This is a genomic window from Winogradskyella forsetii, from assembly GCF_013394595.1.
In the GTDB taxonomy this organism is placed as follows: Bacteria; Bacteroidota; Bacteroidia; order Flavobacteriales; family Flavobacteriaceae; genus Winogradskyella; species Winogradskyella forsetii.
In genome coordinates, this window is record NZ_CP053348.1 from 1,954,509 (window position 1) to 1,967,524 (window position 13,016).

The window sequence follows — 13,016 nt, forward strand, 5'->3', positions numbered from 1 at the left end:
ATAGCGTAGCGGTCTAGTATCTTATTTCAAAGTTCTAAAACCAATTTCTGACCAATTTTTAACGGAGCGTTTTGTTTTATGGCATTCGTGTTACAAAGCTTGGTTACAGACATATTATTTCGTCTCGAAATATCATAAAGCGTATCTCCTTTTTTTACCACATAGAATTTGGGTTGCTTTGCTAAACTTAGCAACGCAGCTTCATCAGCCGACTTAATGACCTTCACTGTGCTCACACGTCTTGAGTTATGAAATCTGGCATGTGCCCATTTTTGGGTCACCCACACTTGATCTGCTCTGATGGCGTTTTTAGGTGAAAAATCAAAAAGATATTCAGGATGGATGGGTTGACCTTTATAGCTCAATTCCAAATGTAAATGGCTTCCTCGGGAATTGCCTGTATTGCCACCTTTGCCTAAATATTGACCTTTAGCGATAGAATCGTTAGGTTTCACATCAATTAGTGATAAATGCGCATATGTGGATTCCAAACCATTATAATGACGCACAACGACTGTATTTCCAAATCCATTGGTGTATCTGGCATAGCGGACAATACCATCCAATACGGAAACCACTGAATCGCCTGTGATTAAATCAATGTCAATACCTCTATGTGCGCGTCCTCTTCGCCAGCCGTAATGTGATGTAACCACTTTTTTTCGCGGCACTGGAGAAGCGTAAGTACTATCGTTAAAGTTTAATACCATAGGAAATTGTTGCATGGTATTTTTGTAAGGATTATAAACAGTTGTATCCCAGTTTTCGGCTGTAATATCAAGTTGTTCCGTGATTGGAGACACTAAAGGAATTTCAACGGTTTCGGTTAGAATGCCTTTGTTGAATTTGGTTATAGGTAATTCAATTTTTATGGAATTAACAAGTGAATCTTCTTGTGCGAACATATTTGATGTGAAGCACACTAAGGCAAAACAGAAAAAAATGTATTTCATAGAGGGAAAAAAAGTCTTATCAGCATTGGAAACGTAAATATAGAATAAATATTGTTTGGTAAAAATTGGTCTATGGACTTAATGTTGGGGCTTGAATAGTATCTATTAATTAGATACTTTTTTTATGCTATAAAGTATTGTAAATTTGCAATTGCATTTAATACTTCGAAATAAAATATATGTCTGAAACAAATCAAGCTGTTCAAGAAAAGAAAACCGATAAAGAATTATACGACTATCAACATGGTGCCATAAGCCAGATTTTCGAAAAGTTTGATAACGAACGCGACGATTATCACTTACTATACCAATTACCAACAGGTGGTGGAAAAACAGTCATCTTCTCTGAAATGGTGCGTCAATACTTAAAAAACCATCAAAAAAATGTGTTGATAATGACGCATAGAGTGGAGCTTTGCAACCAAACTTCAAAAATGTTGGATGGTTTTGGCGTGACCAACAAAGTGGTCAATAGTAAGGCGAATTTAGATGACCAAGCTGAGTATTCGTGTTTTGTTGCCATGGTTGAAACCTTGAATAACAGACTGAATGATGATAAATTAGATATTTCTGATGTAGGATTGGTAATCATTGATGAAGCACATTACAATTCCTTTACAAAACTCTTTAAGTTTTTTGAAAAATCCTTTATTCTTGGTGTCACCGCAACACCTCTAAGTTCTAATAAAGAGTTGCCAATGAAGGATAACTATGATGAGCTTATTACCGGAGAAACCATAGAGAACCTTATAGAAAATGAGTTTTTGGCGCGAGCGGAAACCTTTGCTTATGATATGGGATTAACGTCTCTGGAAGTGGGCTCCAATGGTGATTATACCGTAAAATCTTCGGAAGATTTATACTCAAGTCCTGCGATGTTACAAAAGCTTATTGATGCTTACAAAAAACATTCCTTAGGTAAGAAGACCTTGATTTTCAACAATGGTATTAACACCTCCATAAGCGTGTACTATGCGTTTAAGGAAGCGGATTTGCCAATTATGCACTTGGACAATACGGCAACTAAAAAACAACGTAAACAGATTTTGCAATGGTTTCATGAAACACCAGATGCCATATTAACGTCGGTAAGTATCTTAACCACTGGTTTTGATGAACCCACCATTGATACCATTATACTAAATAGAGCCACTAAATCCTTAACCTTATATTATCAAATGATTGGTCGTGGATCTCGTATATTGAATAATAAATCCAAATTTACAACCATAGATTTAGGAAACAACCTATATAGATTTGGACCTTGGGGCGCAGATTTGGATTGGCAATTGATTTTTAAGTCGCCAAATTGGTATGCCGATAGAATTAAGGATGACGAATCTATTGAGGCTAATTTTAAACATGATTTATCAGAAGAAGTAAAAGAGGAATTCTCTAAATCTGAAGATACGTATTTCGATATCAGACAAACCTACAAAGATGCTGTAGATAGTGGCGAATCTTCTAAAGTGGTTTTAGAACGTTCCATAGAGCAACATGCAAAAATTTGTATTGAAAATAGTGAGGATGTTTATGATGCGCTGGCTTTGGCAAAATTGCTTAAAGACGATATCAACCAACGTATAGAAATCTATGCCAAATGTATTAGCAGAAGTACCTATAACTTTTTAAAATGGTTAAAGGATGATTACCAAAAGAAACTGAATTCGTATCTGCGTGCCAATTTTGACGAAAAGTTTGAAGAAATTCACGGATTTCCTCCTGAGGATTAGAGCACGCACTACAATTCATTAAAACATATAAAATTCTTGTATATTTGAGAGAACCAACTTAACTATATACTGAAAACGAGAGTCTACTTTTTATTATTCTTTCAAATAGTTGCATTTTCATTGAGTAATGCTCAAATGCCCTTGACTAGTGAGGAAGCTTTTAAGCGCTATGAAGAGATTACAGCGGTGATGGAAGCTGATTTTCCAGAGAATGAATATAGAACTTTTCGAAGAGAATCTTTTTCGGAAACCCAATTGCAAACCTATTTATCACAACATTTTCAACGTATGGAATTGTTGAAGTTTATAGATAATCATCACTATTTTAAATTGCGTAGTTATCAACACTCAGGTAATTGGTTTATGCAATTACGTTTTCCCAAAGAGTCCATAAAGTGGTATAGAAAGTTTTTTGATTATTACACTCAATATCGCAGTGAATTAACGGATTTGGAAACGCAAGCGTTATTTGAATTGATAACGCATTCTTACAGCGTACAAGCTGAAAATTATGCTAAAATTGGTCTTTTAGATAGTGCAAAAATTCAGCATAAACTTAATTTAAAATTTATAGAGCCTCATAATGTCATTGCCAAGCCTTCTGCCTACAATAATTATGGCTTATATTTTTATTGGAACAAACATGAGCTTGATTCCGCTTTAGTTAATTTTAATAAAGCTTATTATTTTACTCAAAAACATTTTCCAAATCATACACTTTTAGGGAGTATACGCGATAATATTGCTGATATCTATTTTGAAACTAAAAAGTATAATAAAGCATTACAATTCTACAGTGAGAATTTAGATTTTTATAATTATGCTATTAATGAAAAATCTCTAACCAAAGATATACCAAGATTATTAAGTTCTGGTAGTCAAAAGGCAGAAACGTTATTAAAACTCAATCGTGCTAAGGAAGCCCAAAAGGTTATAAATGTGTTGCAACCCATTGTAGATGATACTATTAATGCGCCCAGTATTAGAAGATCGTCATCTCATTTAGAATTTTTAACTGCAAAATCGAATCTATATGTGCTTCAACAAAGTTACCGGAAAGCTTATGAAACATTGGATACGATACTGAAACTTTCTGCGATTAATCATAATGTAACACTTAATTCTGAAAACAAATGGAGAGAAGAGCTTAATACAATAGCTCTAGACCGAGTAGAATTACAAGCTGAAATCGATAGAATTGAAAAAGAAAATAAAATTGAAAGCCAACGTTCTAAACTTTGGTTTATTACCCTGTTATCGACAACGTTTGTTATAGTATTGTTGTCACTGTTTTTAAGTCGTCGTCAACACCTTATCAATGCTAAAAACAAACAACTTCTTGCGGAACAACAATTGGAAAATTCGGATTTAAAAATGAAACAATTAAATTCTGAAATTAAATCGAAAAAACGGGATTTGTCTGATTTTGCAATTAACTTAACACAGAATCAAGAATGGGCAAAAACATTGGCGGATAAAATAAATGATTTTAAATCTGCGAATAAACAAGATAGTGCTAAACTACTTGAGGCATTAGAGCTCGAAATACAAAATAAGGTCAAGTTTGATAGCGAAACAAAAGAATTCTATGAACGCTTGGATAAATTAAGTGATGGTTTTTATAGCGAATTGAATTCTCGTTTTCCAAATTTGAGTAAGAATGAAATTAGACTTTGTTCATTAATCCGATTAAAAATTGATAGCCGAAGTATCGCTACACTTCAGAATATTACCTTGGCCTCACTCAATACAAGTCGTTACCGACTTCGAAAAAAACTTCACCTTAACGAAGCTACAGAATTAGACGATTTTATTCAGAATATGTAACTTATTTTGGGTAATTTTTTGTTCTGTCTATTAAATGTCTATTGGCTGTGCATTAGCTGTCTATTTCAAAATCAATAGATTAGAGTTTATGATTTATACCTTAGTTGCAACTTAATATTTAGTTATTAAAAACGATTACATATAAATTCTAAAAACTCTAACCTTATGAAAACACAAGTACTTGGTTTAATTGCTTTAGGTCTAACCAACCTCATGATTGCACAAAATGACATTGCTGCAATTACACATTCCGAAGCTGTAATGCCTACTGAAAGTAAGGCAGAAAGCACAGTTAAAAATCTAAATTCCGAATATTTGTCCTTAACGCGCCATGATGGAGCGGCTTTAGTGGTGAAAAAACTTCAAAATATCGTTGCGAATTATAATATAAAGACAGCCGATGTTTACCAGCCAAAACGAAATATCACATATACCGTAAATTTTAAGGAAGATCTAAATTCCATTGATGTTATTTATAACAAAGACGGTAAGATACTAAGCTGCAAAGAACACTATCAAGATGTGAGGTTGCCATATGATGCGAGCGTTAAAATTGCAAAGCAATATCCTGGCTGGGCTTTTGATACTGTTAGTTGTAAAGTTTCCTACTCTGATGATAATTCGCCCGTTATAACTTATGAGGTAATTATAGAAAAAGAAGAAAAAACCAAAAAAATAAGAGTGACTATCTAAGCTTTATCAACCCTTTATATTATCGAAAACGGAGCTCAGTATTTTTAGTTCCGTTTTTTATGAATCAATAATTGTTAATTTATAATACCCATACGTTATTATCTCAAAATAGTGTAGTTTTGCGCCTCAATTTAAAGAACTACCAATGAAACGCATTACCCAATATAAAAAGTTATTTTCGATAGAAGGTTCTATTGACTTAAAAGAGTTAAAAACATCTTATAGAAATCTTGTCAAAGAATGGCATCCTGATAAGTTTCAAGAGGGAGACGACAAACAAGAAGAAGCCGAATTAAAAAGTCGTCAGATTATTGATGGGTATCATTTTTTAGTAAGTATCGCACCAGAAACAAAAGCTGCAAATCTTGATGAATATGCGGCGACCATAACAGACTCCAGCATTTTAGATTTTCAACATAAAGGGCAACTTTTAGAAATCACGTTTCTAAATGGTACGACCTATGAATATTTTGGAGTTCCCAAAAACGTTTTTATTAAGTTTGTAAATTCAGATAAACAAACGCGTTTTGCAAGACGAAGTATTTTCAATTCGTATTTGTACAGAAAATCCAAGAAAGAGCTTCAAGAAGCTTAAGACAGCGAAGGAGCAGTGCCAAGACGACTATGAACAGCGATAATTCAAACAAACCTGAAGATATTTCAATCAATGAGATTGAAAACTGTATAGCCATTTTAGAACGTTTAGTTGCTGATACAGACCAAATTTTCGAAATCCCAAAACCACAACGGACTGCTTTAATAAAAGCATCAGGACAATTATCAAGGCCTAGTAGAGCAGAGTTTTCACGTCGCAAAAAAGACGCCAAGAAAGCTGCAAAGCGAAAACAAGCGGCAAGGGATAAAAACGCCCGAAAAGTTACAGGAATACGAAGCGCAAGGGAAGCACATGTTTTTGTGGCTCCAAAATTATTGCCAGAAGCCGATTTAAAGGCCAAAGAACAATTAGAATTGGAATCGCCTCGAAACTGCTATGTCTGTAAAACCTTATTTACCAAACTACACCATTTTTATGATACCATGTGTGAAGAATGTGGTGATTTTAATTATGCCAAACGTTTTCAAACAGCAGATGTAAAAGGCCAAGTCGCCGTAATAACGGGCTCTCGATTAAAAATCGGTTATCATATTACCTTAATGCTATTAAGAGGAGGTGCAACGGTTATTGCTACCACGCGTTTCCCTGTAGATTCTGCGTTACGTTTTTCCCAAGAAGAAGACTTTACGGAATGGGGACATCGGCTGAAAATCCATGGTCTCGATTTAAGACATATTCCAAGTGTGGAAATCTTCTGCAATTTTATAGAACAACGCTACGAAAAACTGGATATTCTCATTAATAATGCAGCGCAAACCGTAAGACGACCAGCTGGTTTCTATAGTCATTTAATGCCCAACGAAGAGCGACCTATAGACGAGTTGCCAAAATTTGCCCAAGATTTGCTCAGGGACCATAGTGAATGTTTAACGGAATTAAAACAATTGACTTCTGGGGCATCATCCAATAAAAATATGCCAGTGACTTGGCATGGACCTGAACCTGGTATTGGTTTACGGGCTTCTGCAAAATTATCACAGATTCCTTATAGTTTTGATAACGCCTTGGTGTCTCAAGAGGTGTTTCCAGAAGGGAAATTGGATGCCGACTTGCAACAAGTAGATTTAAGAAAAACCAACAGTTGGCGATTAAAGCTTGGCGAAATTGAAACCACAGAAATGATTGAAGTGCAACTTGTGAATTCTGTGGCACCCTTTGTATTGTGTAACCGTTTGTCTGAAGTGATGAAAAAAGACCATACCGGACAAAAACATATTATCAACGTGTCTGCGATGGAAGGGAAGTTCCATTCGTTTTTTAAAGAAGATCGACATCCACATACCAATATGGCCAAAGCCGCTTTAAATATGCTAACACATACGGCTGCTGGTAGTTTAGCTAAAGAAGGCATTTATATGAATGCGGTAGATACAGGTTGGGTCACTGATGAAGATCCTGCTGAATTGGCAAAGCGCAAACAAGAACTGCACGATTTTCAACCACCTTTAGATATTGTCGATGGCGCTGCACGTGTTATGGATCCTTTGTTTGATGGTATCAATACCGGCAAACATTGGTCTGGTAAATTCTTGAAGGATTATCGTCCTATCAGCTGGTAATTGATGAGCGATCAGATATCATCTAAGTCTATTTAAGTACCATTTTATAGTTTAAAAGACTGTTAATGTCATTGGTATTTGAATCTTTTGGTAGTATCTTAGAGTATTATGAAGAAAAGCGCTATTTACAAGAGACTAGGATTATTATTGTGCATAGGTATACTTGGTATATTATGGAACTGTAAATCCACTGACATCACTGATGACGAAAACTATACTGCCGACATCAGCAAGTTGGAAATACTTCTCGAAAAAGATACCTACTACATTAATATAGATACCGCATTACCATTTGTCACTGCAGCAACGCAACAAGTAGCAAATGCGCTTTTTTTGTCAAGAACCGGAAATACTGCAAGTAGAATAGATGTGATGGGAGATGGTCATTTTATAACCATACAAAATGACTCCGTAAAAGGTGATTTGCCATTTTTTGGCGAAAGACGTTTAAGTGCAGGGCCTTATGGTGGTAGAAATGGTGGAATAGCGTTTGAGGGCCTTCCAAGTAATTACGAAAAAAACCTCAATAAGAAGAAAAGGAAGCTCAAGATTAAATTTACAATCAGTCAAAATGGGGAACCCTCTGAACACTATGAAGTGAACCTGAATATATTCCCAAATAAAAATGCCACAATAAACATAAATTCAACTTTTAAGACCAATATGGGCTATACAGGAACATTAAGTGCTGAGCAATAATTGGACTAGTAAGTGTAATTTAAAAATCTCCATTAATGCATTGTTAAATCTGATACGATTACGTTAAGGTTTCTTAATTTTTTTGGTTACCGATCAATAGATAAGTATATTAAAGTAAATCAAAACTTTACTTTACAATGAAAACGACATTATTTATAATTACCCTATTGTTTACTTTTAATCTTTCTGCACAAGATCCAATTTTACAAAAAGATCATGAAGCCTTACAGGTCACTGCGACAAAAATCGCAAAAACCTATGATGATCAAATAGGTTTAGACGGTAAGCAATTTATCTTGTTCGAAAAAAAGATTGAAGAATTTTTAATCAAAGAAGAAGAGATTCATGAAAATTATGAGGGCGAGGAAAAACTCGATTTGTTATACAAATTAAGAAAAGCAGAGACGATGGAAATGCGAAACATATTGACACAACCGCAATTCGATTTATACAGACGTATTAAACCACAACTTCAACCACTAGCCATGGTAAATACAGACGATAAAACCGATAATAAATAAAGGTTATTTACTTGAAAAACAGGAGACGTTCTATAATATGCTTAGAGCGTCTTTCTTATTTACTTCAGATTCTTTTGTTTTACGGCAAGAATGTGAAACGTTAAAATTACCTTTGCCACAAATTAAAACGGACTGAAAATCCGTGACATTAATGAAATCCAAGAATTTAATGTATTAATCAATTTTCAAACTAGAAGGGATTAGTGCGAATTCGTGGAATTCCTGTCAAAAAAAATAAATACTATGACAACATTTTCAGATTTAGGCATTCACAAATCATATATAAAAGGGTTAAAAGAACTTAATATCATAAATCCGACGGAAATACAAGAAACCGTAATTCCTGTTTTATTAGAATCCAAAACCGATTTAATAGGTTTGGCACAAACAGGAACGGGAAAAACGGCTGCTTTTGGCTTGCCTGTTTTACATGCCATTGATCAAAACGCACCTGAAGTCCAAGCGTTGATTATTGCACCAACACGCGAATTGGTGCAACAAATACAAAAGCAACTCTTCAGATTCACGAAGTATATAGATGGAAAAATTTTTGCTGAAGGCGTTTATGGCGGTGAAAAAATAGATAAACAAATTAAAAACCTGAGCAGGACCACGCACATTGTGGTTGCCACACCAGGACGTTTGCTAGATTTGGTAGAACGTGGTGCGGTGGATATTTCAAAAGTAAAAATCTTGGTTTTAGATGAAGCCGATGAAATGCTCAGTATGGGTTTTAAGGAAGATTTGAATAAAATATTAAAATTCAACACCTCTAAAAGAAACACTTGGTTGTTTTCTGCAACGATGCCAGATGAAATAAAAAGCATCATAAAAAATTATATGTCGCCAAATGCCGTTAAAATTGAAGTCAATAAAAATGCGTTGGTAAACGAGAATATTTCCCATCATTTTATACACACGTCTATTAAAGACAAGGTGAATATGATTATCCGCATCTTGGATAAGCGTCAAGACGAAAGAGGTATCATTTTCTGTAGAACAAAAGCAGGTACAAAAAATTTAGCACAACAATTACAAAACGAGGGTTTTGCGGTGGACGCTTTAGAAGGCGATATGCAACAAAAGGAACGCGATAAAGTGATGCGTGCTTTTAAAAACGAAAGTTTACAGGTGTTGATCTCAACCGATGTTTCAGCAAGAGGAATCGATGTGAATAATCTGGCATTTGTATTGCATCATCAACTTCCTGAACAACTAGACTATTATACCCATAGAAGCGGAAGAACAGCTAGAGCTGGTAAAACGGGGCAATCCATTGCATTAATCATTCCTGGAGACATGCCAAAAGTTCTAGAAATTCAGAAAGCCTTAGGCATAACGTTTAGGGAACTTACGATGTAATTTAAGTTTAATTTCCAATAAGGTCACGTTGAGTATCCTGTCTTATCTGTCAGGATGTATTGGGAAGTTTGTGAATTGAAACGGTTCTTGATACTAAATTTTACTGAGAATCTAATAATTATACAACTTCTCGATACAAAATTCCAAAAAAAAGTGGAATTTCACTCGAAGAGACGGAATGTAATGTGATTTTTGAACTACAAAACTTACCCAAAATCGTCTACTTCAAAATTTAATATTATCTTGGGTGTTTATTAATACATATACTACAAAACAGCAATGAAATCATTTTCAATAGAAGACATCAATGCCATTATAAATGGTGAAGTTATAGGCGAAACTACAAATCAAATTAAGGGTTTAGAACAAATTCAGAAAGCCAATGAAAATCAAGCCACTTTTATTGGAAACCGAAAATTTGCAGGCTTATGGAAAGATTCTAAAGCTAGTTTAGCCATTGTTAATGACACTATTGATATAGAACCTGGTGACAATCGGGTGTTTATCAAAGTAAAGAATGCGGATTTGGCCATGGCTAAATTGTTGGAGACGTTTACACCAAAAGCACCACATTTTGAAACCGATATTCATCCTTCAGCAACCATAGATAAATCGGCTAAAATTGGCGATGGTAGTAGAGTAGGAGCTGGCGCTTACATTGGTAAGGATGTGGTTTTAGGCGCTAATGTTACTATCTATCCTAATGTTACCATTTTAGATGACACCACCATTGGAGATCACACGACGGTGTGGTCTGGCACGATAATTAGAGAACGCTCTGTAATAGGAAGCCACTGTATTTTTCATAATAATGTGAGTATCGGAGCCGACGGATTTGGTTATCGCCCAAGTGATGACGGCAGAGGATTGGTAAAGATTCCTCACATAGGGAATGTGGTTATTGGAAATGGGGTTGAAATTGGTGCTAATTCTTGTGTGGATCGCGGTAAATTCAGCTCAACGATTTTAGGGGATGGTTGTAAGATTGATAATTTAGTGCAGATTGCACATAATTGCGTACTTGGACGTTCTTGCATTATGGCGGGAAGTTCTGGACTCGCAGGTTCTGTAACACTTGGAGACGGCGTCGTTATTGGCGGTTCTGCTTCTATAAAAGACCATACGACTATCCATTCTGGAGCCACTGTTGGAGCCGGTTCTGGCGTTATGAACGATGTTCCTGCCGGAAAAACGGTATTAGGGTATCCTGCTGTGGACTCTAGGGAAATGCTAAAGCAATGGGTAGCGCTTCGTAAGTTGGCGAGATAATTTTAAGTTATTGAGTTATATAATTATTGGGTTATTTAGTGATTATGCAAAACGCAATAATACTAAATAACCCAATAACTTTTTAAAACATTATGCTGATCTATGTTCAACATTTTCCTTTAAATGCAATAAACCAGCAACCATTCCATCAAGTTCATGTTCTAGAAATGTAGCATTTCTTTTACTAAATCCTTTAATAATGTTGGAATAGAGCTCTACACCACAATGTTTAATGCAAACGCTGTACGTGTCATTTTCCGCATCTAATTTTACAGAAGTTCTGTAATCGCTTGAAACTAATAACCAGTAACATAAACTATTAATCTGGTTAAACAAAGAGAATTTTGTATCCATAATATGTAAGTTTAATAGACTGAGGGAGATCTTATGGCTAAGATATTGGCTAATGGATTTCCATTCAAATTTCTATGGTGTAGTCCTATGTTTTATCGTTTAGGTGTTTTTTTTGACATGAAAATCCGATAATTTACCGCTTTTATTTTCTGGCATCATTGTTGAATACTACTTCATAATTATTAAAATAAAATAGAATACAATGATTAAAGGAACAGTAAAATTCTTCAACGATACCAAAGGTTTTGGTTTTATCACAGAAGAAGGTTCAAACAAAGAACATTTTGTACACATCTCAGGATTGATAGACGATATTCGCGAAGGCGACCAAGTGGAATTCGATCTTACAGAAGGCAAAAAAGGATTAAACGCCATAAACGTAAAAGTTATTTAAATATAGTGCTTAACCTCAGTTATAAAGGCTCATCATTCATTTGATGGGCTTTTTTTTGTATTTTGACTTCATGAAATTTTTTAACAAAATACGATTTGAAATGCTAAAAGGAAAACGCCTTACTGACTATCTTATTTATGCTTTTGGAGAAATTGTACTTGTTGTTATTGGGATTCTAATCGCTTTAGGTATTAACAATTGGAATCAGCAACGGCAACTTCATAATAGCAATAGAGACTTACAACAAAAAATAGTGGTCCAACTAGATCGTGATATTCAAAATTTGGAATCTTTCAAAAAAGAATTAGACACATTAAACCAAGTATATTTAAAGACATTAGGAAGGGATTATGATCGAGAAAAAATAAATGATGATGGTTTAATTTCTACTATTTTATTTGAAGTTAAGGAATTGGCTCTAGATAAACATAGCGTGAACTGGATTGACACTGCCGAATTGGATAATTCTAAAATATCTGAAGCTTTGGTGGAATTAAGTAGCCTCTATAAGGGGTATTTCAAAAATATTGATGACATTGAGAATATAATTTATAAAAAGCTCACTAGCAATCTTGAGACTATTGAAGCAAATCAACCATGGTATACTGAATTAATTACGGACTTTAGATGTAATACAGATTGTATAAAGTATTTGCTTTATAATGAAGAACATAAATCGCGGATTGCATCCTTACGGTTTCTGTATATTAATGGTTATGGTAGTATTGTGGATGGGTTTTATAATGATTTGAAACGTGCAAAGTCCAAACTTGAAAAATTTAATAATTCGAATGACAAATAGATAATAAAATGGAAAAAGTTACTCAATGCGTTTTGAATGGCTATTAGTAGAAGAGAAACCACTTATGGATTATTTAAATATAGTGCTTAGCCTCAGTTATAAAGGCTCATCATTCATTTGATGGGCTTTTTTGTGAATAAAAGTGCTATTTAGCTGATTATAAATACGTTTTACACGAATTATTTAGGATATGAGGAGAATAAGAACTAAATTTCAATCAACCATTTCCTACCA

The 13,016-nt window shown here is 34.6% G+C and carries 13 protein-coding genes; 11 read left to right on the forward strand and 2 right to left on the reverse strand.

Annotation, left to right across the window (positions count from 1 at the left end):
• Window positions 1-26: 26 nt before the first annotated feature.
• Window positions 27-953 (reverse strand): peptidoglycan DD-metalloendopeptidase family protein, encoded by a 927-nt coding sequence (locus HM987_RS08495; RefSeq protein WP_179007001.1) that lies wholly within the window; start codon window positions 951-953, stop codon window positions 27-29.
• Window positions 954-1,132: 179 nt separating this feature from the next.
• Between HM987_RS08495 and HM987_RS08500 the strand changes: the two genes are divergently transcribed.
• The 9 genes from HM987_RS08500 (at window position 1,133) to lpxD (ending at window position 11,232) form a co-directional block, all read left to right on the forward strand.
• On the forward strand, window positions 1,133-2,686 hold the full coding sequence (locus HM987_RS08500) for a DEAD/DEAH box helicase (RefSeq protein ID WP_179007003.1): 1,554 nt from the start codon (window positions 1,133-1,135) through the stop codon (window positions 2,684-2,686).
• 120 nt (window positions 2,687-2,806) lie between these two features.
• Entirely contained in the window at window positions 2,807-4,513 is a 1,707-nt protein-coding gene (locus HM987_RS08505) for a tetratricopeptide repeat protein (protein ID WP_179007005.1), read from the forward strand.
• Window positions 4,514-4,678: 165 nt separating this feature from the next.
• Window positions 4,679-5,206, forward strand: coding sequence for a hypothetical protein (locus HM987_RS08510; protein WP_179007007.1), 528 nt, complete (start codon window positions 4,679-4,681; stop codon window positions 5,204-5,206).
• Window positions 5,207-5,351: 145 nt separating this feature from the next.
• Complete coding sequence (locus HM987_RS08515; RefSeq protein WP_179007009.1) at window positions 5,352-5,801, forward strand: KTSC domain-containing protein; 450 nt, start codon at window positions 5,352-5,354, stop codon at window positions 5,799-5,801.
• 29 nt (window positions 5,802-5,830) lie between these two features.
• A complete protein-coding gene (locus HM987_RS08520; protein ID WP_179007012.1) occupies window positions 5,831-7,381 on the forward strand; it encodes an SDR family NAD(P)-dependent oxidoreductase in 1,551 nt (516 codons plus the stop codon).
• A 108-nt stretch (window positions 7,382-7,489) separates the two neighbouring features.
• Window positions 7,490-8,080, forward strand: a complete 591-nt coding sequence (locus HM987_RS08525; RefSeq protein WP_179007015.1) for a DUF4251 domain-containing protein — start codon at window positions 7,490-7,492, stop codon at window positions 8,078-8,080.
• A 137-nt stretch (window positions 8,081-8,217) separates the two neighbouring features.
• A complete protein-coding gene (locus HM987_RS08530) occupies window positions 8,218-8,601 on the forward strand; it encodes a hypothetical protein (protein ID WP_179007018.1) in 384 nt (127 codons plus the stop codon).
• Between the two features lie 243 nt (window positions 8,602-8,844).
• Window positions 8,845-9,963 carry a DEAD/DEAH box helicase gene (locus HM987_RS08535; protein ID WP_179007021.1) on the forward strand — a complete coding sequence of 373 codons (1,119 nt, stop codon included), beginning with the start codon at window positions 8,845-8,847 and terminating at the stop codon, window positions 9,961-9,963.
• A 279-nt stretch (window positions 9,964-10,242) separates the two neighbouring features.
• Window positions 10,243-11,232 carry a UDP-3-O-(3-hydroxymyristoyl)glucosamine N-acyltransferase gene (gene lpxD / locus HM987_RS08540; RefSeq protein WP_179007024.1) on the forward strand — a complete coding sequence of 330 codons (990 nt, stop codon included), beginning with the start codon at window positions 10,243-10,245 and terminating at the stop codon, window positions 11,230-11,232.
• Between the two features lie 90 nt (window positions 11,233-11,322).
• Here lpxD and HM987_RS08545 read toward each other — a convergent pair whose 3' ends face one another.
• Window positions 11,323-11,586: a hypothetical protein gene (locus HM987_RS08545; protein ID WP_179007027.1), complete on the reverse strand. Its 264-nt coding sequence runs from the start codon at window positions 11,584-11,586 to the stop codon at window positions 11,323-11,325.
• Between the two features lie 202 nt (window positions 11,587-11,788).
• Here HM987_RS08545 and HM987_RS08550 point away from each other — a divergent pair, with 202 nt between their 5' ends.
• Window positions 11,789-11,980 (forward strand): cold-shock protein, encoded by a 192-nt coding sequence (locus HM987_RS08550; RefSeq protein ID WP_178988483.1) that lies wholly within the window; start codon window positions 11,789-11,791, stop codon window positions 11,978-11,980.
• Between the two features lie 100 nt (window positions 11,981-12,080).
• Window positions 12,081-12,782, forward strand: coding sequence for a hypothetical protein (locus HM987_RS08555; protein WP_179004097.1), 702 nt, complete (start codon window positions 12,081-12,083; stop codon window positions 12,780-12,782).
• Window positions 12,783-13,016: the final 234 nt, after the last annotated feature.